At 34.8% G+C, this 25,626-nt stretch carries 23 protein-coding genes and 2 pseudogenes; 11 read left to right on the top strand and 14 right to left on the bottom strand.

Annotation, left to right across the window (positions count from 1 at the left end; genetic code table 11):
• Nucleotide 1: 1 nt before the first annotated feature.
• The 10 genes and pseudogenes from B3P17_RS04440 to B3P17_RS04395 form a co-directional block, all read right to left on the bottom strand.
• On the bottom strand, nucleotides 2-892 hold the full coding sequence (locus B3P17_RS04440) for a glycosyltransferase (protein WP_291103766.1): 891 nt from the start codon (nucleotides 890-892) through the stop codon (nucleotides 2-4).
• Between the two features lie 16 nt (nucleotides 893-908).
• Nucleotides 909-1,757 (bottom strand): glycosyltransferase family 2 protein, encoded by an 849-nt coding sequence (locus B3P17_RS04435; protein WP_291103764.1) that lies wholly within the window; start codon nucleotides 1,755-1,757, stop codon nucleotides 909-911.
• Entirely contained in the window at nucleotides 1,754-2,701 is a 948-nt protein-coding gene (locus B3P17_RS04430; RefSeq protein WP_291103762.1) for a glycosyltransferase family 2 protein, read from the bottom strand. Before B3P17_RS04430 ends, B3P17_RS04435 begins: the two co-directional genes overlap by 4 nt.
• On the bottom strand, nucleotides 2,698-3,576 hold the full coding sequence (locus tag B3P17_RS04425; RefSeq protein ID WP_291103760.1) for an alpha-1,2-fucosyltransferase: 879 nt from the start codon (nucleotides 3,574-3,576) through the stop codon (nucleotides 2,698-2,700). The genes B3P17_RS04430 and B3P17_RS04425 overlap by 4 nt, the downstream gene beginning before the upstream one ends.
• 31 nt (nucleotides 3,577-3,607) lie before the next feature.
• The gene (locus B3P17_RS04420) at nucleotides 3,608-4,873 is read right to left on the bottom strand and encodes an ABC transporter ATP-binding protein (RefSeq protein WP_291103757.1); all 1,266 of its coding nucleotides are present in this window, start codon (nucleotides 4,871-4,873) and stop codon (nucleotides 3,608-3,610) included.
• A gap of 12 nt (nucleotides 4,874-4,885) precedes the next feature.
• Nucleotides 4,886-5,680 (bottom strand): glycosyltransferase, encoded by a 795-nt coding sequence (locus tag B3P17_RS04415; RefSeq protein WP_291103754.1) that lies wholly within the window; start codon nucleotides 5,678-5,680, stop codon nucleotides 4,886-4,888.
• 13 nt (nucleotides 5,681-5,693) lie between these two features.
• Nucleotides 5,694-6,497 carry a hypothetical protein gene (locus B3P17_RS04410; protein WP_291103752.1) on the bottom strand — a complete coding sequence of 268 codons (804 nt, stop codon included), beginning with the start codon at nucleotides 6,495-6,497 and terminating at the stop codon, nucleotides 5,694-5,696.
• Nucleotides 6,498-6,510: 13 nt separating this feature from the next.
• Nucleotides 6,511-7,371: an ABC transporter permease gene (locus tag B3P17_RS04405; protein WP_291103749.1), complete on the bottom strand. Its 861-nt coding sequence runs from the start codon at nucleotides 7,369-7,371 to the stop codon at nucleotides 6,511-6,513.
• A gap of 161 nt (nucleotides 7,372-7,532) precedes the next feature.
• On the bottom strand, nucleotides 7,533-7,754 hold the full coding sequence (locus B3P17_RS04400; RefSeq protein ID WP_006843518.1) for a hypothetical protein: 222 nt from the start codon (nucleotides 7,752-7,754) through the stop codon (nucleotides 7,533-7,535).
• Nucleotides 7,755-7,932: 178 nt separating this feature from the next.
• Nucleotides 7,933-9,601 (bottom strand): annotated as a pseudogene (locus B3P17_RS04395) (AMP-binding protein).
• Between the two features lie 190 nt (nucleotides 9,602-9,791).
• On the opposite strand from B3P17_RS04395, the pseudogene mtaB reads away from it, so the two are divergent.
• The 4 genes and pseudogenes from mtaB (at nucleotide 9,792) to B3P17_RS04375 (ending at nucleotide 13,761) form a co-directional block, all read left to right on the top strand.
• A pseudogene (gene mtaB, locus B3P17_RS04390) lies at nucleotides 9,792-11,107 on the top strand (tRNA (N(6)-L-threonylcarbamoyladenosine(37)-C(2))-methylthiotransferase MtaB).
• Between the two features lie 2 nt (nucleotides 11,108-11,109).
• Nucleotides 11,110-12,024 carry a lysophospholipid acyltransferase family protein gene (locus tag B3P17_RS04385; RefSeq protein WP_291103746.1) on the top strand — a complete coding sequence of 305 codons (915 nt, stop codon included), beginning with the start codon at nucleotides 11,110-11,112 and terminating at the stop codon, nucleotides 12,022-12,024.
• Nucleotides 12,021-13,049: a glycosyltransferase family 2 protein gene (locus B3P17_RS04380; protein WP_291103743.1), complete on the top strand. Its 1,029-nt coding sequence runs from the start codon at nucleotides 12,021-12,023 to the stop codon at nucleotides 13,047-13,049. Before B3P17_RS04385 ends, B3P17_RS04380 begins: the two co-directional genes overlap by 4 nt.
• A gap of 88 nt (nucleotides 13,050-13,137) precedes the next feature.
• Nucleotides 13,138-13,761: a DUF4294 domain-containing protein gene (locus B3P17_RS04375; RefSeq protein WP_291103740.1), complete on the top strand. Its 624-nt coding sequence runs from the start codon at nucleotides 13,138-13,140 to the stop codon at nucleotides 13,759-13,761.
• 85 nt (nucleotides 13,762-13,846) lie between these two features.
• Here the strand turns inward: B3P17_RS04375 and B3P17_RS04370 are convergent, their stop codons facing one another.
• Complete coding sequence (locus B3P17_RS04370) at nucleotides 13,847-15,496, bottom strand: alkaline phosphatase (RefSeq protein ID WP_291103737.1); 1,650 nt, start codon at nucleotides 15,494-15,496, stop codon at nucleotides 13,847-13,849.
• A 519-nt stretch (nucleotides 15,497-16,015) separates the two neighbouring features.
• Between B3P17_RS04370 and surE the strand changes: the two genes are divergently transcribed.
• Nucleotides 16,016-16,789 (top strand): 5'/3'-nucleotidase SurE, encoded by a 774-nt coding sequence (gene surE, locus B3P17_RS04365; protein ID WP_291103734.1) that lies wholly within the window; start codon nucleotides 16,016-16,018, stop codon nucleotides 16,787-16,789.
• 26 nt (nucleotides 16,790-16,815) lie between these two features.
• Nucleotides 16,816-17,958: a lipid-A-disaccharide synthase gene (gene lpxB / locus B3P17_RS04360; RefSeq protein ID WP_291103731.1), complete on the top strand. Its 1,143-nt coding sequence runs from the start codon at nucleotides 16,816-16,818 to the stop codon at nucleotides 17,956-17,958.
• A 17-nt stretch (nucleotides 17,959-17,975) separates the two neighbouring features.
• Here the strand turns inward: lpxB and B3P17_RS04355 are convergent, their stop codons facing one another.
• The 3 genes from B3P17_RS04355 to B3P17_RS04345 form a co-directional block, all read right to left on the bottom strand.
• Entirely contained in the window at nucleotides 17,976-18,938 is a 963-nt protein-coding gene (locus B3P17_RS04355; protein ID WP_291103729.1) for an alpha/beta hydrolase, read from the bottom strand.
• A gap of 12 nt (nucleotides 18,939-18,950) precedes the next feature.
• Nucleotides 18,951-19,421: a hypothetical protein gene (locus B3P17_RS04350; RefSeq protein WP_291103726.1), complete on the bottom strand. Its 471-nt coding sequence runs from the start codon at nucleotides 19,419-19,421 to the stop codon at nucleotides 18,951-18,953.
• Between the two features lie 144 nt (nucleotides 19,422-19,565).
• Nucleotides 19,566-19,829, bottom strand: coding sequence for a DUF2089 family protein (locus tag B3P17_RS04345; protein ID WP_006843507.1), 264 nt, complete (start codon nucleotides 19,827-19,829; stop codon nucleotides 19,566-19,568).
• Nucleotides 19,830-20,011: 182 nt separating this feature from the next.
• Here B3P17_RS04345 and B3P17_RS04340 point away from each other — a divergent pair, with 182 nt between their 5' ends.
• The 5 genes from B3P17_RS04340 (at nucleotide 20,012) to B3P17_RS04320 (ending at nucleotide 25,621) form a co-directional block, all read left to right on the top strand.
• Entirely contained in the window at nucleotides 20,012-21,085 is a 1,074-nt protein-coding gene (locus B3P17_RS04340; protein ID WP_291103721.1) for a glycosyltransferase family 4 protein, read from the top strand.
• A 392-nt stretch (nucleotides 21,086-21,477) separates the two neighbouring features.
• Nucleotides 21,478-22,308 (top strand): polysaccharide biosynthesis/export family protein, encoded by an 831-nt coding sequence (locus B3P17_RS04335; protein WP_336622844.1) that lies wholly within the window; start codon nucleotides 21,478-21,480, stop codon nucleotides 22,306-22,308.
• A 5-nt stretch (nucleotides 22,309-22,313) separates the two neighbouring features.
• The gene (locus B3P17_RS04330; protein ID WP_291103716.1) at nucleotides 22,314-22,898 is read left to right on the top strand and encodes a Wzz/FepE/Etk N-terminal domain-containing protein; all 585 of its coding nucleotides are present in this window, start codon (nucleotides 22,314-22,316) and stop codon (nucleotides 22,896-22,898) included.
• A complete protein-coding gene (locus B3P17_RS04325) occupies nucleotides 22,840-24,654 on the top strand; it encodes a GumC family protein (RefSeq protein WP_422653388.1) in 1,815 nt (604 codons plus the stop codon). Before B3P17_RS04330 ends, B3P17_RS04325 begins: the two co-directional genes overlap by 59 nt.
• Nucleotides 24,611-25,621, top strand: coding sequence for an SDR family oxidoreductase (locus B3P17_RS04320; protein ID WP_291103710.1), 1,011 nt, complete (start codon nucleotides 24,611-24,613; stop codon nucleotides 25,619-25,621). The genes B3P17_RS04325 and B3P17_RS04320 overlap by 44 nt, the downstream gene beginning before the upstream one ends.
• The last annotated feature ends 5 nt before the right edge of the window (nucleotides 25,622-25,626 follow it).

The raw sequence follows: 25,626 nt of genomic DNA, 5'->3' as shown, positions 1-25,626 counted from the left end.
TTTAATCGTTTTTATTTATAACTCTTCTGAGTACAGCAGACCAAGTGTATGTGTGTAATTTTATCCATTTTCTTAATCCTATAAGCTGCAATAATTTAAAGGAATATAATAAATCCAATATTTTCCATAAGTGAGTTCTACTTTTAACTGCTTCGGACAAAATATAACAAAATGCGTGAAATTCATTGTTCGCTATTTCCTCCTTTGATATTGAATTATATGATAAAGGCAGAAGGCTCTTCCATTTCTTATGAAACTTGAATGTCTCGGCGATCCAATCTTTAGAATAGCTCCCATATGAGAAATGCTCAATATCAATTTTGTATGAAATTAAAACTTGATACTTTTGGCTTACTTGTAACGAAAAATCTATATCATAGCAATGGTATCCTTTGAAGATACTCTCATCAAAATGAAATTCCTCTGCTATTTTTTTTGTGGTACAAAACCAGCAACCATCTACTACAAGTGCATTGTCTGATGTTTTTTTTTGAGGGTTATAATATACTTTATTTACATTCTTGTCTGTAGAAACTTGGGTTATATTTATCCTTCTGGATATGCTCTCGAATGAAAAAAACCATCCTGTCGGCACCCACGGCTTATAACCTTCTCCTGCGATGCCTATTATCCCGGTATCTGTGTTTTCTGTAAACTGATCAACGATGATTTTACCCCAATTCGGAGTGTTTATTTTTATATCATCATGGCTAAAACATAGATATGGGTATTTTGCTTTTGATATTCCTTTGTTATACGCTTCACATAGTCCCATGATGCCCGTATTTTCGATGGCAATTACTTCATAATCAACTCCGATTGTTTGTTTTATATTTTCGGAGAAGGTTTTAAAGTTATTCGGTTTATATGTAGAAACTATAATGGAAATCATCTGCTTGTATATCTTCTTACTTTAGCTTTTTATAAAAACTATAGAGTTTATTTATCATCTTTATGAGGTAATTATTTTCATATCGGGTCAGCCTGTTTTTTAGACCTTCATTTGCTCTTCGAAGATTATCGTTAGAATCTAGAACAGACTGAAATGTTCCAAAATTCTCTATGTATTTATCTATATGCTTTTTGAAGACATATACAGTTGTTTCTTTTATTATATCCTGATTTTTCATAAAAGATTCAATCATAGATATGTTTTTAATTCGGTAGTAAAACCCTGTATAATTGAGTCTATGTACACTTTTCTTTGTAGTACCCAACAAATTGATCCAAAGCTCCCAATCTTCCCATCCATGCTTCATATTGATATCATACCCTCCGCATTTTATCCAATCTTCTTTTTTATAAAAAGCAGAGCAGTATATAATGTTGCTTCTTAGCAGAGTCTTATAATCATAGGGCATAAGATCCCAATTACCATTCTTATCTCCAAAGAAAACAGCATTAGCATAAATGAGCCCTACATCTGGCTCAGCAATCATTTTATTGTATGCTAGTTCTAAATATCTATTACCGATTTTATCGTCAGCATCAAGCGGTAAGATCCATTCACCCTCAGCTTTACTGATTCCTGCATTGCGAGCAGAGCATAACCCTCCATTCGCTTTCTTTAGATATTTTATGCGGTTATCTTTAGCTGCCCATTCCAGGGCGACCTCTTCTGTATTGTCGGGAGAACCGTCATCAACGATGATACATTCCCAGTCGGAGTATGTTTGCTCAACAATAGACTGTAAGCAGTCGGGAAGATACTGCGCCTGATTGTAGCAAGGTACTATAATAGATATCTTCGTCATCATTGTTGATAATTATTTAAAAGCATGCCTAACAGTCTTTTCGAAAGATTGAAAGGTAGCAGATTTTGTATATAATACCAAAAATAAATACGATTACAGTTTATATTTAGACTATTCAAAACCTCTTTGTTAAATACTTGAGAAAGTTCATTTTTATTCGTCGCCAGGTTCAATATTTTAGATAACCAATACACTATTTGTTTTTTATATTTACTCTTTAAATTAGGATATTCGGTAAAAAAGCGTGAAAACATTTTTATTACGTTAATATCCATATTATTGGTAGCAGTTGTAGAGTTGCTGTGTATTCTGTATAAAGATAGTTTTAAATCAGTTCCTCTGATTATATGATTATTCGCCAGAAGATTTAGCCATAATTCATAATCTTCTGTTCCTCCTTTGTTTTCTTCTCTAAAACAATTTACATTCAATATGCTTTCTCTTGTTACTATAGCCGTTAGGATTGGAATTCTGTTTTCATATAAGAAAGCATTTAGTCCTTCATCTCCGTGATATGTTTTAGCCACGATATTTATATTGGGTAAATTCTCGTAGTCTGATAGCTGAGTAGAATTGTTAAAAATATAAGCATCGGTAAATAACACATCTTGTTCTCCATTGTAGAATTCCTTTAATGATAGCTCTAACTTTTGGGGAAGCCAAAGGTCATCGGCATCCAGAAATGCAATAATATCTCCTTTGCTATTTTTTATACCTGTATTTCGGGCTTTAGCTTGTCGCGCATTTTCCTGAAAAAAATAGTGTATTCTGGAGTCTTGATTTATATAACTATGAACAACGTTTCTAGTATTATCCGTCGAACCATCATCAACGATAATTAGCTCCCAATTGGCATATGTTTGTCCAATAACAGATTCTATCGATTCTGAAATAAAGTTCTCGGCATTATACGCCGGCATTATAATAGAAACTAACGTATTGATCATATTATAACCCAATCAGAGGGTATTATATTATTTATATTATATTTGGATTCGTTATTAAACCACTTTGCCGGAGCATATGTTATTCCGTTCCTTTCAGATAGCCATGCTCCCCACCAGCTAAAACTGCTATTAGCAATAATATGATGTTTACAGGCTTGCATCAATGCCATATCTTTCCAGCTGTTTTTGCCTATATTCCAATCTACAATTTGCATATTGGGCAAGAAAGACAAACTCTTACTTGCATATTCAGGATCGTCCGAAAATATAAAGAATGATAACTGCTCATTTGCTTCTTCTTCTATTCTTTTTATAGCGTTTTGATAATATTCTAAACTTAAAACACCATGATATGTATTTGCATTTTTCAAATGAACATAGTCTCCTCGCCTTATATGAATGCTTACCGAATTATTATTTATTATCGTCTTTTTGAGGGCTTCATTTTTTGTATCTAATTCAGGAAATTCAAAATCTTTAATTAAATCGAATCGGATATGTTTAAAATAGCTTTCGGACTGAAAAAAACCATCGAGATATACATTTTTTATCCCGAATGGAATTTCTACTATTTCATTCTCAAGCTGGGATGTTTTGTGAAAGTTTATATTTGCTATTTTTCTAATAGATTTATACTTCACTCTATTTGAAAACAAAAATTTTTCTTGCAAACTGTTTAGTTTTTTTCCTCTCAAATGAGGAAAGATTGATAATTCAAAGTCACGAGCTGTAAAACAATCTGTAGAAACATTATTCATCCTTAAAAAGGAAAGATCAAGATAAATATCTTTCTTTTTATTAATTTCCAACATGCGTGCTACCGCATACTGAAACATCTGATTACCTAATCCTCCTTGTAATTTTACAATTTTCATATTCTCTTTGAACCAAAAATAATCACAGCTATTATCTTTTCTGGATATTAATATTAAATTGATTTATTAATAATCCGGTTGTTCCATCTACCTTTATCAGATTTTCATTAATGTTCTTCGGGATAAGCATAACATCGAATTGTAAAGAAGAATCATCATAAAATAAGCTCTCATTTCCTCTTGATATGCCGATTACAATTTTGTATGTGCCTCTTTGTAAGAAAAGTTGATCACACAAAAACTCTATTTCGTATTCACCTTTGCTTTGACTCTGAGGAGCAGACCAAGTGGTATTAATGGGGATATCTAAAGCTGTACAGAGTCCGCAAGCAAAAACGATATTTCTAATTCCATCATCTTTTACTTTATATTTTAGACGTACTTTCCATTTTTCTCCCGTTAGTATTTCATTGGCTACTTCATTCTTCTCATTTGTTATATATGCCGACTCTATAATCAGGTTTTCCTCAATTTGTTTATTGAAGTTAACCTCACTTACATTTTTACCCTCAGTTATATATGTATCTAAAATAGTATTAACACTTCCGGATTTATACAGAGTTCCATCTCTTAGGAGAATTGCTTTTGTACATAGCTTTTTTACTGTATCCAGGTTATGACTCACAAACAGCACTGTGCGTCCCTCTCCTTTCGACACATCTTGCATCTTGCCGATTGCTTTTTTTTGAAATTCGGCATCACCGACCGCCAAAACTTCATCCACAACGAGTATTTCGGGTTCCAAATGTGCTGCAATTGCAAAGCCAAGTCGAACTGTCATACCCGAAGAGTAACGTTTAACGGGAGTATCTATATATTTTTCTACGCCCGCAAAATCTACAATTTCGTCCAGTTTTCTCTTTATTTCGGCTTTGGTCATTCCCATAATTGAGCCGTTCATGAAGATGTTTTCACGACCGGTCATCTCCGGATGGAATCCTGTACCTACTTCCAGCAATGAGGCTATTCGTCCTTTGGCTCTAATCGTACCGGTAGAAGGAGATGTTACTCTCGATAATATCTTAAGCAAGGTTGATTTTCCTGCACCGTTTTTACCGATTATGCCTAACACTTCTCCTTGTTTTACATCAAAAGTTATATCTTTAAGTGCCCAGATATATTTGCTGCTAGCCTTTGATGAACGGTCATTTACTTCTCCTATTTTCAGATAGGGGTCATCCTTGCCCCTTACAACATGCCACCAGCGGTTTAGATCGTGTGCTATAGTTCCTGTACCCACTAATCCTAAACGATATTGCTTAGATATATTTTCAAATTTTATTGCAATGTCTGACATATTCAGATTTGTTTATTTCTGTTGTTTTTGATATTTATATAATCTTATCTCCGCACATGTATCGTACCATGCCCAGAAAAAAGATAATAATAATCCATAAAGTCCGTCTTTATACCCCTTCATTTTGAAATAACAAGAGTAGAAAGCTCTAAATGGACGTTTTAAGATGCCTTTTCTTGAAGCAACAAATCCCATGAGATTTCTTGATTCAGCTTCCATTTTCAAGTATCTTAAATGTTTTTCCCGTAATTGAGAAAAGCTGATCATCCAATAATGATGATCTATATTTTTTCCATTGTATGCAATCCAAAATGGTTCATAAGGTGGAAGTACTGTTCTGCCCGCATGTACTACTCCTGTCATTTTACATCTGTCTTTGTGAAACAATAGCATACGGGAATGAATACCTCCCCAGCGAGTTCCTTTCAATAGATGCTTTTTGTAATAATATATACAAGGAACGAGTATAGCTCCAATATTATCAGGGATTCCTTTTTCAAAAAGTGCTATTATATCTTTATATAGCTCAAAGCTAATTCGTTCATCGGGATCTATTATAAGTATCCAATCATTTTTTTCCGATTTGTAATACTCTGCAACAATAGCTTCGCCTAGCGGTACCCTCTCGTGCTCTATGATTTCATTACTATATTGCTTCGCTATTTCTATCGAATTATCATTAGAGCCTTGATCTACATATTTAATATTCTCGCAAAAAGAAATTGATTTCAGGCAATCCTCCAGAATGTATCCTTCATTGTATCCTGTAACAATAGCACTGACTGATATTTTTCTTCTATTTTGCATCTTATTAGCCTTATTATCTATATAATAGTTTCCACAATCTCCGATATATACCACCTAATTCTCTTTTGTGTTTCAAATGAATCTTACTTTGATATACTATATCTCGTTTTGCCAGTAGCGGAAATTTAGTCATTATAGTCCAATCTATGGAATATGTTTCGTCTGTAGATAAGGTAGTTATATTATATTTTTTTCCTAAAATGGAAAATAAACTTTGGTCATGTCTATTATCTACAAAATTGTCGAAATTTTTACTTCTCGAAGGCTCATCTGTAACTAAACTAAAATCGATATTATATGCCTCTTGCCACTTTTTGACAAAAGAGAGCGATATATCGTTCTTTTTTATAAAAATATGTCCACCTTCTATTTGGGTAGTATCTGTGTAAAATTTATCACTAGCAACACCAAAGTAGTTGAAGATATCCATTTTCGTTAATTTGCTTTCCAAGTGTTCAGGACTTCTAAAAGCCAATATACCGGTCGGAGCTTTATCTACTATATCAACATACTCTAATAAACGTTCTTTTCCTCTTACATTTAAGTGAGAGCCTGCATCCATATAGAGTAATATGTCTCCTACATCCATCTTTTCTAATGTTTGGGAAATAATTTGCGGTTTCCAACACCAAAAACCGAATCCTCTTGAATATGGAATTAATTGTTTCTTAAATTGCTTCTTGAAATCTTTACTTAAGTCCGATTCTGTATAGAAGTATATCTCATCAAACATATTCATTTCCTCAGCCTGTTTTCGCAACCTGAGAAAACTCTTGGATATTGCTTTATTTGCGAAAGAACATAGGTATATTCTCATAGGTTATAATATATCACACTACATCAATAAAACTGCGTTCTACTTTGTTAAATACCCATGAACCGAGAATGATGACTATTATTGTAACAACAAAACTATAGCTGAGCCAAAACCAATCAACTGTACCTGCTCCCATAATACCGTACCTTAATGCTTCTACGATAGATGTTAATGGGTTCAGCTGTATGATCCACATATATTCTTCATATTTTTCTTTCATTACCGAGAGCGGATATATTATTGGTGTTGCATACATCCACAATCCGGTTACAAAACCAAACAGAATAGCCATGTCTCTGTATTTTGTTGTAACAGAAGATATTAATATGCCAAAACCTAGCCCTAATCCGGCCAGCATTAAAACCAATAACGGAAAGAATAATATATATATATTAGGTTTGATATCTGTGCCATTATATACAAAATAAAAGTATACGGCAAGGAATAGCCCTAGTTGGATTATTAATCGTACTAAATTGGAAATAACACTTGATATCGGAACTACTAATCGAGGAAAGTATACTTTGCTGAACACTCCGGCGTTACCGATGAAGGTTCCTGAGGCTTTTCCCATACAGTCAGAAAAGTATCCCGCACATAATATTCCAGATAGGTAGAACAATGGCTGAGGTAGTCCATCCGTTGGTATTTGGGCTATATTTCCAAATACAAACATATACATTATTGTAGTAAATAGTGGTTGAATGATGAACCATAGAGGGCCGAGTACAGTTTGTTTGTATATAGTTACAACATCGCGGCGAACGTACATTTGTAATAAGTCACGATATTGCCAGACTTCTTTTATATTAAGGGAAAAATTGCTTCCGCGCGGTTTGATTTCTATATCCCAATGTTCTTTTTCAGTTTCCATTTAGATATTATATTGTTTCTATATTTGTTTGTGCGATTTTGAGTGTGCAAAGATAGTTATTTTTAATATTAAAGATCGTTAAATAAAAAATAACTATAATAAAAAAACCCGTATGAGTGTATTACCTCATACAGGTTTCATAAATCTTAACTGTCGCTGGATTATTTTTTTACAGCAGTAGCTACAGAGTCAGCAGCAGCTTGAGCAGCAGCAGCGATTGAGTCAGCTTGAGCTTTAGCAGCAGCTTCAGCAGCTACTTGAGCTTCAACAGCAGCTAAAGAGTCAGCTTTAGCCTTAGCAGCAGCTTCTTCAGCAGCTTTGTTATTACATGATGCGAAAGAGATTGCGATAGCAGCAACAGCAAATAAAACTAATTTTTTCATTTTCTTTTCTATTAAAACTTAAACGGTAAATGTATTTGAGTTATAATTTCTGATAACACGATGCAAATATATACATATTTCTTTACATGTTGTACAGCACAATTATATTTTTTTTAGTGTTTTTTTTATTTTTTTTCTGAGGGGGGGCCTTTTTTATTATTAAATATGCTATAACTGTTTAGTTATCATATAGATATCTTTTTATGCTTTTTTTAGGAGTTTTTTCAAATTCACTCGGATAAATTTGTAGCGCCGATATATTTTCGTATGCTGCAAGCATCTTATTCAGGTTTTGCCTGTTTTGTTCCATTATTGCCGGCAACATTTCGTGATCTACATGGGCGGCATCCATAGTTTCATAATCAGGATGAGCTAATGCAACCAATTTACCATTTCGCTCTACGACGAGGCTTTCCAATACGAACGGCATATTGTTAAGCTTAGATTCTATTTCTTCCGGGAATATATTCTGTCCATTAGGGCCTAGCAACATCGTTTTGCTGCGTCCTCTTATGAAAATGGTGTTATTTCTATCTATAGTTCCCAAATCTCCTGTTTTCAACCAGCCATCTTCAGTAAAGGCTGCTTTTGTCGCTTCTTCATTTTTGTAATAACCCTTCATTACATTTTCTCCCCTTACCTGTATCTCTCCTACAATATTATAAGGGTCTTGCGAGTCTATACGGACTTCCATAATATTGTCTAATATTCGACCGCAAGATGTGGGTATAAAATCGTAATGATGTTCGTATGAAATTAAAGGAGCACATTCAGTCATACCATAACCAACCGTAAATGGAAATTTGATTTTGTGAAGAAAGGCTTCCACTTCTCCATTTAGAGCTGCACCACCAATGATCACTTCATGAAAATTACCTCCTAAAGCATCTATCAAGCCTTTTCTTATTTTTGCATAGATTTGATCCTTTACAATCGGAATTTTCAAGGCCATTTTTATTGCAGGCTTCTCTATTTTAGGTAAAATTGCTTTTTTGTATATTTTTTCAATAACAAGAGGTACTGTTATGATAAGGTGTGGTTTTATTTCGGCAAAGGCCTCTGTCAATATTTTGGGCGAAGGAGCTCTTCCTAGTAGTGTCGTGTGCGAGCCTTCGGTCAAGGAATACAAAAATTCAAACGCACAGCCGTAAGCATGCGCCAGTGGAAGAAAAGAAACGATATCTTGTCCTCTGAATAGTAATTTCAGATATTGAGCATGAGTTATATTTCCGGCAAGGTTATTGGCTGTAAGCATAACCCCTTTGCTAAAGCCTGTTGTTCCCGAAGTATAATTAATGAGTACTACTTCCGAGTTGTCTACTTTGGCATAATTGATGTCATCACGAGTGTAACCATTGGGGTACTTCTCNNTTCATTTTTTTGTATAATTCTTCTACCGCCAGGGAAAGTTTTTCTCCTTTTCCTTCGTGCAAGCAAGTAAGCTTGAAATCATTAATAGAGAATACTCCTCTTACTCCCGGTATATGATCTTCATCCAGAGAGTCCCATATATTATTGGCTGTGAATAATAATTTTGATTCAGAGTGATTGATTATATGCTGTATATTGTCTGCATGGAAATCCTGTAGAATAGGTACAATGGTAGCACCATAAGTGATAACGGCAAGGTAAGTAACACACCAAGGAATATTATTTTTGCCAATAAGAGCAACTTTATCTCCTTTTGCTATTTGAGCATCATCCAGTAATATGTGTATTCTAGCTATTTCACGAGCCAGATCTTTATAATACAATGTTTTTTTTTCAGAATAGTCAGACAAGCCCTTCAAGTCCCAATTGTTTCTAAAACTGTCTTCATATAAGGTTATTAGATTCTTGTCAATCATGATTTGTTGCTCATTTTTATAAATTTTGTGCAAAAATAGAGACTATCATCATAATCTACAACTATTTTATATGTAAAGTTTCACGTAATTGTGTAATTTTGTACTCTTTTTGTATGACAATAATTAATAAATTGCTTGTAGAACAAAGTTATTTATTTCAATATTATTAAATTAGGTTCTGTAATATACAATGATAGATAATTCAATTTTTGAGAATAAAAAAGCAGCCTATCTTACATTGGGCTGTAAATTAAACTTTGCAGAGACATCAGCTATCGGGCGACAACTATCCCAAGTTGGTGTTCGTCGATCCAGAGATGGGGAAGTTGCAGATATATGTGTTATAAATACCTGCTCCGTAACCGAATTTGCAGATAAGAAATGTCGTCAGGCAGTACGTAAGATGATCAAAGAAAACCCCGGTGCTTATGTTATAGTAACAGGATGCTACGCTCAGCTTAAACCCGAAGATATTGCGGGTATAAAAGGTGTGGATATTGTACTGGGATCGGAGCAGAAGCTCGATGTAGTAGCTTATCTTGATGAACTAAAGAAAAAAGATAAAGGAGTAGTACATACTTCTAAAACGAATAAAATAAAGTCATTTGTTCCATCGTGTTCACAGGATGATCGTACTCGCTATTTTCTGAAAGTGCAGGATGGCTGTGATTATTTTTGTTCTTTTTGTACAATACCTTTTGCCAGAGGACGCAGCCGCAATGGTTCGATAGAAAGTATGGTAAAGCAGGCAAAAGAGGTTGCTGAAAAAGGAGGAAAGGAGATTGTTCTAACAGGTGTAAATATCGGAGACTTTGGTAGAACCACCGGCGAAACTTTTTTTGACTTAGTCAAAGCTTTAGATGAAGTGGAGGGTATTGAGCGTTATCGGATTTCATCCATAGAGCCGAATTTGCTTACCGATGAGATTATACAATTTGTAGCTCAATCAAAACGTTTTGCGCCTCATTTTCATATTCCTTTACAGTCGGGCTCCGATGCTGTGCTTAAATTGATGCGTCGCCGCTACGATACTGCATTATTCAGACATAAAGTAGAAAAGATTAAATCCGTAATGCCTGATGCATTTATCGGAGTTGATGTTATTGTTGGTACAAGAGGCGAGACCGATGAATATTTTGAAGATGCAAAAGCTTTCTTAGAAAGTCTTGATTTTTCACAATTGCATGTTTTTACATATTCGGAACGTCCGAATACGCAGGCCTTGAAAATAGATCACGAAGTAGATCCTAAGACTAAGCATGCACGTTGTAAGGCTCTACTTGATCTATCAGACGAAAAATTGCACGCATTCTATCGGTCGCAGCAAGGTACAAAGCGAAAAGTGTTATTTGAGCNNAGCATACTCAACATGATAGCGTTATGTATGGTTTTACTGAGAATTATATAAAAGTAGAAACTCAGTATCATGCACATAAAGCGAATGAAATAAAAATGATAACTTTGGGTGATTTTAATTCCGTAAAAACAGCTCTTACCGAGATCTGAAGATGAATAAGATACTATATTATATATTGTATATCTGGATGTATTTGCATGCGCTGTTACCATTCAGAGCATTATATATTTTATCTGATTTCCTCTATTTTCTAGTGTATAAACTTATTGGTTACAGGTTGAAAGTTGTGCGCGTCAACCTAAAGAATAGTTTCCCCGACAAAACCGATAAGGAGTTACGTATTATTGAGGAAGAGTTTTACCATCATTTCTGCGATTACTTTGTAGAAACACTAAAACTATTGCATATCTCAGACGAAGAGATGCAAAAGCGAATGGTTTTTGAGAAGGTGGATATAGTGAAAGATTTGATGAAAGATGGAAATTCTGTATTAATGTTCTTAGGGCATTATGGCAATTGGGAGTGGGTACCATCAATCACGATGTCGTTTCGCAATAAAGAGGATCAAAATAAGCTTTTAGGACAAATCTATAGGCCTTTGAAAAATAAAGCTGTCGATGATTTGTTTCTCAAGATACGTAGCCGATTTGGTTCTTTGGGAATAGCTAAGAATGAAACATTGCGTGTTATTGTAAAGCTTCGTAAGGCAAAACAACAAATATTGATAGGCTTCATGGCCGATCAGACGCCGTCTTTTCATAACATACATTATTGGTCAACTTTTATGAATCAAGAATCTGCTGTTTTTACAGGAGTTGAACGTATTGCAAAACAAACCGGATTTGCTGTTGTTTACCTTGATATGGAGAAGGTGAAAAGAGGACATTATAAGGCAACTGTAAAGTTGATTTCGGATAAACCCCTGACTGAACCAGAATTCTATATAACAGAAACTTATATACGAGAGATGGAAAAAACCATTTTGCGTAATCCTGCTTATTGGTTATGGACTCACAAGCGATGGAAAATGACTCGGAAGGAAGTTGAATTAGCACAACATAAATGAAAAAAATAGCAATTGTTATTCTTAACTGGAACGGGAAAAAGTTACTAGAAGAGTTTCTTCCTACAGTTGTACGGTATTCATCTTTTCCTGATGTCGAAATTGTTGTGGCTGATAATGGTTCCACAGATGATTCTTTATCTTTCTTAGAGACAGCATATCCTCAAATATCATTAATAAGATTACCTGAAAACTATGGTTTTGCAGGGGGATATAACACTGCATTGAAAGATGTAAGTGCCGAATATTTTGTTATTCTCAATTCTGATGTTGAAGTAACCGAAAACTGGTTAAAGACAACTATATCCTATCTGGATCAAAATACAGATGTTGCTGCCGTCCAGCCTAAAATATTGGCTCAACGAAACAAAGCTAGTTTTGAATATGCAGGAGCTGCGGGTGGATTCTTAGACAAGTATGGTTATCCATTTTGCAGGGGGCGTATTTTTCAGAAAATAGAAGAAGATCAGCATCAGTATGACACGCCGATAGATATCTTATGGGCTACGGGAGCTTGTCTCATTATACGTTCTACAGACTTCTTTGAGGTAGGAGGGTTCGACTCTTCTTTTTTTGCACACATGGAAGAGATTGATCTCTGTTGGAGGTTGAACTCAAGAGGCAGGCGTATTGTTTGCTTACCTTCTTCCGTTGTGTATCATGTGGGAGCTGCTACCTTGAAAAAGGAAAATCCCAGAAAAACATTTCTCAATTTCAGGAATAACCTTATAATGCTTTATAAAAATCTGCCTCAGGATAACTTGAAGAAAGTGATGACTATACGGCTTATATTGGATTATATCGCGGCGTTCCAATTTGCTGTCACAGGAAAGTATGCTAACGCAAAAGAGGTTGTTAGAGCCCATAAAGACTTTTATAATAACAGGAAGATGTATCGGTCTGCAAGAAACGAAAACCTTGAAAAAATGATTGTTGAATACCCTGCAACTATCTACCCGAGAAGTATCCTTGCTGCTTATTATCTCAGGGGAATAAAGTTATTCTCAAATTTGAAGTTTGGACGTTAAGCTCTTCAACTGCAATTAAGTTTGATATTTCTTATCTGAATTTTCTTTTTTCTTGTATATTTGGACTGTATTTATACTGCGTAACCCAATGAGAAAGATTGTATTTTCTTTTGTCTTGCTATTATTGGTTTCTGTGGCTCTCAAGTCACAGGAAAAGCAAGATACGTATATAGATATGGCAGTTATCTATCATGGGGATACGATTGCTATTATGAACCTCAAGCCGGTTTATATATATGCTCCATTAAAATTTAAGAATAACAAGCAAAGACAGGAATACTCAAAACTAGTAAGGGATGTCCGTATTGCATACCCTTATGCAAGGATGATTACAGCTGCTATTGTTGAAACTTATGAATATATGCAATCCTTGCCCAATGATAAAGCAAGAGATAAGTATATGAACGATGTGCAGAAATATATGATGGAGGAATACAAACCCAAGATGAAGAAAATGACCAAGAATCAGGGTAAGGTTTTAGTGAAGCTTATCGATCGTCAATGTAATACCTCGTCATATAATATTGTAAAAGCCTTGGTTGGTAGTTTCAAAGCCGGTGTATATAATGCTTTTGCCGGATTGTTTGGCAATAGTCTGAAAACAGAATATGATCCTGAAGGTAGAGATGCCGAAATAGAAGCCATCGTTACTCAGTTGGAACAAGGTACATTGGATTATTATTATTCCATCAATTATCATGGATATAAATAATTGATAACTATTAGATTACATAAATAAAACAGCGACAAGCCATTCTGAGTTTGTCGCTGTTTTGTATATAGGGAAAACTATCTTCTTATAGCTTGTTAACTAGGCTCTTAGGAACATAAAATGTGTCGTTCTTGTCTATGTATACAGTCACTGTACTCAACGAGATTGGCTGATTGTTGAGATAAACTACCGACTTGAACGCAGGTATAGTCAAGGTCATATTCCCTTTCTTTACTTTTAATACAGGGAAATCAGTAGACTTATCGATGCTATACTCTAATCCTTTGAAAACTTCTGTGTGCTTAGCAAACACTTCTTCTGTCATATCTTTCAAAGATGTTTTGAGCCCTATAGCGTCAGATAGATATTGGTTTATTTCTACATTCGTATTCATACCTATAGGCAGATCACCATCAGGATGATAGGCTGCGAGAAATACTTCTTCGCCGGTATGTCCTCCCGTTGTGAAACCGAAATATGTATGTTGATTCATTATGTTGATAATACTCGAACCCATATTCACGCTGTTGCTTACTTTCATATAGTCAGCTTCTTGATAGTTTTTAGAGCTGAGAAGTAAGTTCAACTCATCATCGTTCAAATCTATATTCGTATATTCTTTAAAAATGCTTTTAAAGTCTTCCGGTTTTGATTTCAATAAGATACGCTCCAAACCTTCTCCTGTTTTTTTGTATTGCGATACATTTTTGAATAGTTGATCGATGGTTGCTTTATCATAGCTTTTCAGGTCTCTACGACCAATTGTGAATCCGCTATTTCCATGATCGGGAAGAACTATTACAGTTGTTTCTCCATTCTTGCGGGCAAAATCCATAACAGTAGCAACTGCTTTGTCGAATGCTAAATATTCTGTAATACAGCCTACTGCATCATTTCCGTGAGCAGACCAGTCTACTTTACTGCCTTCTACCATCAGGAAAAATCCGTTTTCGTTCTGAGAAAGCCTGTCGAGCGCTTTTTTAGTCATTTCATTCAGTGACGGAACTAAAGTAGAGTCTCTGTCGATGTCGTAAGGTAGCTCTCTTTCTCCGAATAATGCCCATACTTTATCTTTTCCATTAAAGTTACGGAAAGCTTTTAAATCATCCTGAATAAGTCTGGTTCCCGTGTTTTTGAAATGTTGTTTAATGTCGTCAGTAAGTATAGAATTACCACCTCCAAACATGACATCTAAATTTTGATACGCCATTTGTGATGCGATATATTCATATTTGCCTCTGGCATAATAGTGTGCAGAGCAGTCTGCAGGTGTTGCATGCGGGAATTCCACCGTAACAACCAATCCTGTAGCTTTGTTTTGTTGATGTTTAGCCGCTTCCAATATTGTAGCTAATGGTTGGTAAGCTTTTGCCGGATCTACAGGTACTAAGTCATTTTGAGGATCGGCAACAGGATAGATCGATACATTACCTGTCTGTTGAGGCATACCCGTCATGTAACAAGATGTTGTAGGGGCTGAGTCTCCAATAGGTGCATTTGAAGAAAATGTTTTTACGGTGCCGCATAGATAAGGGTCGATAGCTAAATTGTTGCTTCCAAGCTTGTTGTAAATCTGATACCAACGTGCGGCAGAAACTACACCAATCGATGTCCCGTCAGGTATCATCACAATAACATTTTTGGTAGGTCTGACATGCTTGCGGTACTGCTGTTGGGCATATATCGCGGTCGAAAAAATCAGCAGAAGCAATAAGACCGTACTTGTTTTTCTCATGTTGGGAATATTTTGAATGATTAATAAATTGAAAAAGTATACCAAAGTTACAAAATATGTTTGCATCGCAAAGATGCTGGATAATAATTTAAAGCCATTTCAAACCTTTTGTAAATAACACAAAAAAGAGTTTGTTTTTTAATGGCTATAATTCATTTAAGTCACGCTTTTTATCGTACATGGGTGTTACTTTTTTATGGTTTTGTATATTGTTGTACATCATGTGTTTAGATGTTTAGTGTTGTTAAAAAGTAACAAAAGTAACAGTCGCTATGCTCTTTTTTAATGTCACTTTTACTTCTTTCAGATCACTATAATGTCTTATATAAGATAAATCTGCAATATAAGATTACAAACAGTTATTTGTTGATAAATGTGACTGTTCGGAGTCGTTCCTTTCGTCGATTTCTTTTTACAAAGGAAATAAATACGCTCTAAAAATATTGATGTATCTTTGTTTCTTAACTGAAATTTAATTTTTAGTTCTTAGTTTTGTTTTTTAATGATAAATAAAGATAGATGGAGAATAAGAAGCCTCTGATACTGATTACGAATGACGATGGTTATCAGGCTAAAGGTATAGAAGCATTGATAGATAGCGTAAAAGATTTAGGAGATATTATAGTTGTAGCACCCGATGGACCTCGTTCGGGAATGTCGAGTGCAATAACATCATTACAGCCATTACGGGTATATTTGATAAGTGAAAGCCAGAATATTAAAGTCTATGCCACAACAGGAACACCTGTGGACTGTGTAAAGTGCGGCATAAGTGAACTGGCTGAACGCAGACCTGATATTGTTCTTTCGGGTGTAAATCATGGCTCGAATGCAGCGGTAGCTGTCCTTTATTCGGGAACAATGGGAGCAGCAATAGAAGGAGCGGTATTTAAAATACCATCTATTGGATTTTCGTTGCTTGATCATAGTCACAATGCTGATTTTACTTACTCAAAAAAATATATTCACTCTATTACCAAGCAAGTATTGGAAGATGGGCTGCCTAGTGGAACATGTTTGAATGTGAATATTCCGAAAGGAGACGATATAAAAGGAATCCGTGTTTGTCGTCAGACATCCGGACAATGGGTGAATGAATTTATGCAGTCGAAAGATGGTGCAGATAAAGATATATATTGGTTGACAGGAAACTTTGAGAATGATGAGCCTAGTGATGAAATGACAGATGAATGGGCTTTGGCTAACAGGTATGTATCGGTTGTACCCGTGAAGGTGGATATGACAAATCATGATCTTATTGCCTCAATAAAGTCTTGGGAAGCCATTCTTTAATTTTCTATCGATAAAATTACAACACAATGAAATATTTTTTGGTGGCAGGAGAGGCTTCGGGAGATTTGCATGGGTCTAACTTGATGGCAGCACTCAAAGCGCAGGATGCAGAAGCTGAATTTTGCTTTCTGGGGGGCGATCTTATGTTGGCTCAGGGAGGGCGACTCGTAAAGCATTATCGCGAAATGGCTTTTATGGGATTTATTCCTGTACTTCTCAATCTGAGGACTATTCTTCGTAATATGAAGATGTGTCAAAAGGAGATTATGGAGTTTAAGCCCGATGTGTTGATATTGATCGATTATCCCGGATTTAATCTGAAAGTTGCCAAATACATTAAAACGCATACCAACATTCCTGTATATTATTATATCTCCCCAAAAGTATGGGCTTGGAAAGAATATAGGGTGAAATCGTTTAAGAAATATGTTGACGAAATGCTTTCTATCCTTCCTTTTGAAGTCGATTTCTATAAGAAGCATGACTATCGTATCGATTATGTGGGGAATCCTGTGGTAGATGCTGTAGCCAATTTTAGAGAAGAGAATAAGAATGACGTTAAAGATAAATTTATAGCGGAAAACAACTTAGATAATAAACCTATTATAGCTTTACTTGCCGGAAGCCGCCAACAAGAGATAAAAGATAATCTGCCCGCTATGCTCGAAGCCATCAAGGGCTTTAGGGGTTATCAAGCTGTGATAGCCGGAGCACCCGGTATAGATCCTGATTATTACAAAGAATATATAGGTAGTAATTCTTGTAAAATTGTATTTGGTCAAACTTACAGACTTTTGCAGTATGCCGATGTGGCATTGGTGACGTCCGGCACGGCGACATTAGAAACAGCTTTATTCAAAGTTCCGCAGGTTGTCTGTTACAAAACGCCTATTCCTCATATAGTTTATTGGGCATTCAAGAATATACTTTATACAAAATATATTTCGTTGGTGAATCTGATAGCCGATAGGGTAGTGGTACAAGAGCTTTTTGCCAAATTTTTCTCTGTAGATACAATTAGGGAGGAAGTTAATAAACTTTTGAATGACAACACCTATCGTGAAACGATGTTAGCCGACTATGATGAAGTCATAAGAATATTGGGTGAGTCTGGAGCGTCGCAAAGAGCTGCAGATATTATTATAAAAAAACTGAAGAGAGGAAAGTGATTCCTCTCTTTCGCTTTCTAATTTTTTATAAAGTTTATTATAACTTTTCCTATTTCTTTGTTTAGCGGAATACTTTTGTTGCTGTATGTTGGCGTTTGTTCTGTCATGTCGCTACTTTTGCAGTCTTTCAATACATGGTTCATATTCTCTATAACAACCTTTTTGGCTTTAGGATTGGCTACTGACAAGAGATTTGCCTGTTCTGTGGGTACTTGTATATCTGTTGTTCCTTGTATAATTAAAGTTGGAATGGTAAGTTTTGCGATCTCTTCCTGAGGATTGTATTTCATTACTGATATCATATATGGTTGTACGCTTGGGCGAAATAGTGCATTGAGTGTTGGAGGAACATTCGAGATCGTTTCACCTTGTTTTAATTTATCTAAATAAGAGAATATCAGATCTTTTGTAGCTTCGGGCTGTCCCGCCAATTGCTTTTCTAATTGTTCTTTGAGTATTACATCAAAAGGTACACCCATTCCTGCTATAGAAATGTATTTTGTAACTTTTGGATTGTTTTCTGCGGCAATCATCCCAATCAACGAACCTTCGCTATGCCCTATAATTATTATGTCAGAAAACCGCTTGTCTTTCGATAATAAATCTATCCATCCTTTTACATCTTCAATATAATTCTCAAATCGGATATCCGATTCATCTTTCATTGCAGACTTGCTCGCTGCTATACCTCTTTTGTCGAAGCAGAGTGTAGCTATTTCACTGTAGAATAATTCATCAGACAATATTTTATATGCATCGTTTTGAGTAAGTTGACTATTTCCATTGCGGTCTGTTGGTCCCGAACCTGCTATAATAATTGCTATTGGTACAGGAGTTTTACTATTCGGAGATTTTAAAGACCCGAATATATCGCCTGTTTCCGTTTTTAATATAATAGGTTCTTCACTTACGATTAATTGTGCTGATATATTTAGGGATAAGAGTAATAATAAAATAAATGATAGTTTTTTGCGATTCATAGCGATCTATTTTTAGTGTAAATAAGGTATGATGATAAAAATAAGTACTTTAACTAATATTTCGGATATAATAAGAGCTGCAGCAAAAGAAATTCCTCCAATAACTCCTTTTGTATTACCCGAAACGGAATAAGCATTGTATTTAAGTACAATGGACCAAGCTAATATTACAATAGACAGTAGAGAGGCTATAACTAATATTCCAATATTATCTTTAAGTATAGAAAATATTTCATTTGTATTTGCTGCATTTATGTTTCCAAAATCTAAATGAACAGCGGGTATTAAGCCTACTAGCCCAAACAAAATATGGGGTACTTGTGATAAAGACATTGTGCCTGCAATATCAATAATACGGACAGAAGATTTCGACACAATGCGAGCCGCAATATAGAAAATCACAGTCATAGAAATGAAGGTGATAATCTGATAAGCTATGTGCACTGCATAATATTGAGGCTGATTTGGTGGCGCATATTGCATCCCGATCACTCCATTGAAANNAAATGAGTATTTCCCAGATACCCTAAAACAGATAACAATAACATCACAATCAGTCCTAGTATAAGAGCTTTTGTACCGGCAATGTATTGAAAGGGCTTAAATAACCAACTTGCCACAGAAGATTTACTTTTCATATTCTTTTAGTTTATCAATTATATCGTCTAATAAATTTCTCACGGTAGGGTAGCTCAATTTTAAATCTTTAGCCATCTCTTTTAAACTTCCACTATTTTTTACAAATTTGAGAATAAAGTCTTGTTCTTCTACAGACAGACGGGCTAGTATGGGGAGAGCATAGAGACCGTGTACTTCTGTGGCACAATTTTCACAAACAAGGCTTTTCACTTTTAATTGTGTTTTACAACTTGGACAATTACATGGTAACATATTTAGTGTATTTTTTTTACAAATGTAATATTTAATTTAATAATGTTTAATTAATGATTAATAAAATTTATTTAAAGTTTAATTATATATCGGTTGTCTTGTTTTTCGATTTTCTAAATAAGAGTTTTATAATGACAAAAGAATTGGTAAACTCATTATATTTGTAAAGAAAAGATGAAGAAATGAGGAATAATATAAAGATCAATTTTATACTACCATTCAAACCTCGTCGCCCGGCAGGTGGATTTAGGGTTATGTACGAATATGCAAATCGCCTGGCTTATATGGGCTATCAAGTTCATCTAACATTTCCTATTAAAACAAAGTATATGAAGTACCGCTTACCATGCTTGGTCCGCAGTATTTTATCTAAAATAGAACGTTTTGATAGTAATAAATGGTTCGAATTTGATTCGGATATTACGATGTCTTATGTAAAAGAAGTAAGGGATAAGTACGTCGTTGATGCTGATATTGTTATTGCTACTTGGTGGTCTACTGTGTTAGATATGGGAACACTATCTCCAGAAAAAGGTAAAAAAATCAACCTTATACAAGGCTATGAAAATTGGGAAGGACATGAAGATTTGCTCTATTCTTCTTATAACTTGAAAGATACGATTAATATCGTTGTTGCTTCTTATTTAAAAAAAATAGTAGCTAAGCATACGAATAATAGAGTAGAATTGATTGAAAATGGAGTTGACAATAATGTATATTACATTAAGGAAAGAATAGAGAATAGAGAGATTGCAACCGTTGCTATGATGTATTCTGTTCAAGAAATAAAAGGTTCTAAATATGGGTTGGAAGCACTACATCTTGTAAAAGAGCAGATTCCCGAGCTTAAGGTTGATTTATTCGGCATTTATCCCTCACCTGAAGATTTGCCCGACTGGATTCATTATCATAGAGATCCGGATGATTTGTGTTCAATCTATAATCGTAACTCTATATTTATATCCAATAGCTTTACTGAAGGGTTTGGTCTGGTATCTGTAGAATCTATGTTTTGTGGATGTGCCCTTATTTGCACCGATATAGAAGGGCATAAGGAGTATGCGGTTGAAGGAGAAACGGCATTGTTAGTACAACCAGGTGATGTGAAAAATATGGCTGATAAAATTTGCTATTTGATTAAGGATAATGAATATCGTATAGACTTGGCTAAAAGAGGACATGAATATGTGCTTCGTTTTAGTTGGGATAATGCTATAGAAAAAATGGAAACCATTATTGGAAGTATGTTAGACTAAAATTTTAATAGTGAGTGATTAACGTGAATAAATGTTGTTTTTCTCAAGGTTTGAGTCTTAAATCCTTATTATGATCGTGGGTATTGATATTGTTAAAGTTTTGTAAATAAAGGTTAATTTGATAAGGCTTTCTAAGGATTTGTTTTCTTTTTTGTAAAATTTTACAGCATTTTTTTGATTAATACCCGAATTCTTAAATACTAGATACCATAACACTTTCAAGATTTTTTATAGTTTGATATCTTCTTTTTTTCAGGCTTTTTCCTTTTTATTTATTTAATGTTGATTCCATTTCTTAAAAAGTTATTATTTTTTCTTTAGTCAAAAAAGATAAAAAATAAATTATCTTTGGCAGGAAATCTCTTTTATAAAACATTATTTATTTTAACACAATGAAACCAAAAAGGAGTTTGCTCAGAATTCTTCACTCATTAATAGTTTTTTTCTTAGTCGTTTTTTTAGGTTCATGTTCGGGTTATAAACAATTACCCTATTTAAAGAACGCAGAGACAGTTTCACCTGAAGTTTTATCAAGCGTGGCTGCGATTCATGAAGCGAAAATTATGCCTAATGATATAATTACCATTACGGTCAATTCTAATATACCTGGTGCTGCAACAGATTTCAACCTGCCGATGGTACCTACTAATCTAACCTCTCCAATACAGACAACGGTAGTATATGCAAATACAACGGGTAGTTTACAAAACTATTTGGTAGATAAAGACGGGCAAATAAACTTTCCAATATTAGGGCAATTAAGTATTGGTGGAATGACATCTAAAGAGGCCCAAGATTACATTGTTTCGTTAATTTATCCACGATATATAGCTGAAAAACCGGTTGTAAATGTTCGGTTCATAAATTTTGGAGTATCTGTTCTTGGCGAAGTAGCCAGACCCGGGGTATATACTACACCGAATGGTCAAATGACAATTTTAGATGCTTTGGCTGCAGCCGGAGATATGACAATATACGGACGTAGAGATAATGTGCTGTTGCTCAGAATACAAGAAAATGGAGAGATTGCGATGCATCGAATTGATATGCAAGATAAGAATTTAGTGCTTAATAAAGATCTCTTTTATTTACAACAAAATGACAAGTTATATGTTGAAACTAATAAAGCAAAAGGAAATAATTCTCGATTTGGAACCTTTGAATCGATTAGTTTATCCGCATTATCAATCGTAATCTCAGTAATTGCTATCATAACCCGCTAAATTAAATGGAAACCAATAAAAACTGGAAAGATACAAGTGCCTCAACTTCTGTAACTGATATCATATTTGATTATTTACGCTACTGGAAATGGTTTATTCTATCAGTAGCTGTATTTTTGATTATTGGAGTCGCAATCATTCTTGTTACTCAAAAGCAGTATAAATCATCACTTTCTATATTGCTGAACGAGGATAAAGGAACAAGTAAAGGAAATGCAGCCGCAGAGTTTGACTTAGAAGCTCTTGGTTTACTTTCAACAACAAACAATATAGAAAATGAAGTTGCAATTTTATCTTCTCCCGATTTGATGCGTTCTGTTGTAGATACATTGAATTTGCAAACTGTATATTATATTACGCAGAGACTAAGAAAGGTTGAGTTATACAATCAAACACCTTTTCATGTCACATTAGAACCTGTAGATAAAAAAGGAATAGGAAATATTCAATTCTATATACAGAAAAATGGAACGGGATATGAAATTAGCGGGACATATGAAGATCTATTTGCTTCAGAGGAGAAAAAAATAAATGAAAAATATGAGTCTCTTCCGANNAATAAAGTTAGACGATGCCGCTATCAAAATTGAATTGACAGGTAAAAAGGTAACTGAACATGAAAAATACTATGTTCAGATTAATGATATATACTCTACTGTTTCTGCTCTAAATGGCGCATTATCAGTTTCGCCAACAAGTAAAACGTCTTCGGTCCTTAATATCGGGTTGATTGGTAATAATACTGCCAAGGGTGCTGCTATTCTTAGAGAACTTGTGAAGCAGTATAATGAAATGAACGTAAACATAAAGAATGAGATAGCATACAATACTGCAATCTTTATTAATGATAGATTGAAAGAAATATCGGTAGAACTAGGAGATGCAGAAGAGAATGTTGTTGATTTTAAACAAAAGAATCAAATAACAGATCTGAGCACAGAAGCACAGCTGTTTGTACAACAAACAGGTGAAAATGAACAAAAATTATTGGAGGTAGAAACCCAACTCAATGTGATATCTTTAATAGAGCGTTTTGTGCAAAATCCTGCAAATAAATTTTCAGTGATACCTAATATTGGAATTGCTGATCTCGGTTTGGCTCAAATAATAAATGATTATAACAATAAACTACTTGTTTCAGAAGTTCAGTTAAAAGGGCTGGGTGAAGAAAATCCTACACGCATAAGACTGACTGATGATATAAACAATATGCGTAGTAGCATATCCAACTCTCTAAAAAATGTCAAGCAGACTTACAATATATCGAAACAAGATTTATTGAAGCAATCATCTTCGACAAAATCCAGAGTGTTGTCAGTCCCTCAACAGGAAAGAGGACTCATAGAAAAAGTAAGGGAGCAACGGATTAAAGAGAACTTATTTTTATTCCTGATGCAAAAACGAGAAGAGACTAATTTGTCTATTGCTTCAACAGCTAATAAGGCTCGTATAATAGTTTCCCCTCAAGAAGACATTACACCAATAGCCCCTAAGTCCAATATCATTCTTCTTTCGGTATTAATACTCGGTTTTTTATGTCCGATTGTAATTATATATCTAATCAACCTATTCAAAGTTCAGATCAGAAGTAGAAGTGAACTTGAAAGATTGTCGGAAGTACCTATTATCGGACAGATAGGGAAAAATGAGGTTAAGGATCAGGTCGTAATCAGATCAAATCAAAGTTCTGGTATCGCAGAGATGTTCCGGTCGTTAAGAAATAACTTAAACTTTATACTTAAGCATAAGTCAAATCAAACAATATTAGTGACTTCTACTGCTTCCGGTGAAGGAAAAACCTTTATAAGCGTCAACTTGTCGATGAGCTTTGCTCTATCGGGTAAAAAAGTCTTAATAGTAGGTGGGGATATAAGAAATCCGAAACTCAGAAATTATGTTCAAGTATCAAGAAACAAAGGTTTGAGTGATTACCTAGTGAGTGATGATTCTTGGCGAAACTATGTTAATGATTCGGGCCTAAATGATAACTTGAAAGTGATGGTGGCCGGAACTATTCCACCTAATCCGAATGAGTTATTAATGGAACCACGCTTAAAAGAATTTATGCTCCAAGCAAGAGAAGAATTTGATTTTGTAATATTTGATACTGCTCCGGTAGGATTAGTCTCGGATACATATCTAATTGATGAGTATGTTGATGTTACATTGTACATCGTTAGAGAAAATGTAACACCTAGAGCTGCTGTAGACTTCATGAATATGCAAAAAAGTGAAGGTAAATTAATAAATATGTATCTGGTCCTCAATGATTCATATTTAGATAGTAGTTACAGATATGGATATGGAAAAGAATATGGATATGATTCAAAGTCAAAAACTCGATAATTCAAGAATTCTTATTACCGGAGGAGCCGGCTTTATAGGTTCTAACCTTTGCGAAGAGTTATTAAAGTACAACTGTGAGGTTATCTGTTTTGATAATTTTTCTACAGGTAAAATGGAAAATATATTACCATTCTTTGATAAAAAAAACTTCCGGTTAATAGTAGGGGATATTCGCAATTATGATGATTGTTTAAATGCAATACAAGGCGTTGATTACATTCTTCATGAAGCGGCTTTAGGCTCTGTTCCCCGTTCTATAAAAGATCCGACAACAAGTAACGAAGTGAATGTTTCGGGCTTCTTGAATATGCTATTCGCAGCGAAAGAGGTTGGCGTTAAACGGTTCGTTTACGCTGCAAGCTCTTCCACATACGGAGATTCTGCCTCATTGCCCAAAGTAGAAGATGTTATCGGGAAACCGTTATCTCCATACGCAATAACGAAGTATGTTAATGAGCTTTATGCTGATGTGTTTTCTCGTACATACGGAATAGAATGTATTGGCCTCAGATATTTTAACGTGTTTGGAAAGCGTCAGGACTCTAATGGGGCGTATGCTGCCGTTATACCTTTATTTGTTAAGAAGTTAATCAACCACGAATCGCCTGTAATTAATGGGGACGGTGAGTATTCAAGGGATTTCACTTATGTAAAGAATGTAATACAGATGAACTTGCTGGCTCTGACTACATCTAATCCCGCTGCATTAAATACAATATATAATACAGCTTTTGGAGAAAGAACAACTCTAAATCAATTGGTAAAATATCTAAAAGAATATCTGAGTGAGTATGATTCTCAGATTGCAAAGGTGGATATTATACATGGCCCAAATAGAGTTGGAGATATCCCGCATTCATTAGCAAGCATAGATAAAGCAAAAGCTTTGTTAGATTACAATCCGGAATATAGTATGAAAGACGGATTGAAAGAGGCTGTAGAATGGTATTGGAGTAATTTAAAATAACACAA

This window comes from Dysgonomonas sp. UBA7630, assembly GCF_002483985.1.
Taxonomy (GTDB): domain Bacteria; phylum Bacteroidota; class Bacteroidia; order Bacteroidales; family Dysgonomonadaceae; genus Dysgonomonas.
The sequence above is the reverse complement of the archived record's forward strand: the minus strand, read 5'-3'. Positions and strand labels throughout refer to the sequence as shown.

Excerpts from the sequence above, each read along its gene's own strand:
- B3P17_RS04380 (WP_291103743.1), top strand. The coding sequence starts at position 12,021 with ATGAAAAAAATAGCAATTGTTATTCTTAACTGGAACGGGAAAAAGTTA.
- B3P17_RS04415 (WP_291103754.1), bottom strand. The coding sequence starts at position 5,680 with ATGCAAAATAGAAGAAAAATATCAGTCAGTGCTATTGTTACAGGATAC.
- B3P17_RS04425 (WP_291103760.1), bottom strand. The coding sequence starts at position 3,576 with ATGAAAATTGTAAAATTACAAGGAGGATTAGGTAATCAGATGTTTCAG.
- B3P17_RS04355 (WP_291103729.1), bottom strand. The coding sequence starts at position 18,938 with ATGAATCGCAAAAAACTATCATTTATTTTATTATTACTCTTATCCCTA.
- B3P17_RS04375 (WP_291103740.1), top strand. The coding sequence starts at position 13,138 with ATGAGAAAGATTGTATTTTCTTTTGTCTTGCTATTATTGGTTTCTGTG.
- B3P17_RS04350 (WP_291103726.1), bottom strand. The coding sequence starts at position 19,421 with ATGCAATATGCGCCACCAAATCAGCCTCAATATTATGCAGTGCACATA.
- B3P17_RS04405 (WP_291103749.1), bottom strand. The coding sequence starts at position 7,371 with ATGGAAACTGAAAAAGAACATTGGGATATAGAAATCAAACCGCGCGGA.
- B3P17_RS04435 (WP_291103764.1), bottom strand. The coding sequence starts at position 1,757 with ATGATGACGAAGATATCTATTATAGTACCTTGCTACAATCAGGCGCAG.
- B3P17_RS04335 (WP_336622844.1), top strand. The coding sequence starts at position 21,478 with ATGAAACCAAAAAGGAGTTTGCTCAGAATTCTTCACTCATTAATAGTT.
- B3P17_RS04410 (WP_291103752.1), bottom strand. The coding sequence starts at position 6,497 with ATGAGAATATACCTATGTTCTTTCGCAAATAAAGCAATATCCAAGAGT.
- B3P17_RS04320 (WP_291103710.1), top strand. The coding sequence starts at position 24,611 with ATGGAAAAGAATATGGATATGATTCAAAGTCAAAAACTCGATAATTCA.
- B3P17_RS04430 (WP_291103762.1), bottom strand. The coding sequence starts at position 2,701 with ATGATCAATACGTTAGTTTCTATTATAATGCCGGCGTATAATGCCGAG.
- B3P17_RS04440 (WP_291103766.1), bottom strand. The coding sequence starts at position 892 with ATGATTTCCATTATAGTTTCTACATATAAACCGAATAACTTTAAAACC.
- B3P17_RS04400 (WP_006843518.1), bottom strand. The coding sequence starts at position 7,754 with ATGAAAAAATTAGTTTTATTTGCTGTTGCTGCTATCGCAATCTCTTTC.
- B3P17_RS04345 (WP_006843507.1), bottom strand. The coding sequence starts at position 19,829 with ATGTTACCATGTAATTGTCCAAGTTGTAAAACACAATTAAAAGTGAAA.
- B3P17_RS04340 (WP_291103721.1), top strand. The coding sequence starts at position 20,012 with ATGAGGAATAATATAAAGATCAATTTTATACTACCATTCAAACCTCGT.
- B3P17_RS04385 (WP_291103746.1), top strand. The coding sequence starts at position 11,110 with ATGAATAAGATACTATATTATATATTGTATATCTGGATGTATTTGCAT.
- B3P17_RS04370 (WP_291103737.1), bottom strand. The coding sequence starts at position 15,496 with ATGAGAAAAACAAGTACGGTCTTATTGCTTCTGCTGATTTTTTCGACC.
- B3P17_RS04420 (WP_291103757.1), bottom strand. The coding sequence starts at position 4,873 with ATGTCAGACATTGCAATAAAATTTGAAAATATATCTAAGCAATATCGT.
- surE (WP_291103734.1), top strand. The coding sequence starts at position 16,016 with ATGGAGAATAAGAAGCCTCTGATACTGATTACGAATGACGATGGTTAT.
- lpxB (WP_291103731.1), top strand. The coding sequence starts at position 16,816 with ATGAAATATTTTTTGGTGGCAGGAGAGGCTTCGGGAGATTTGCATGGG.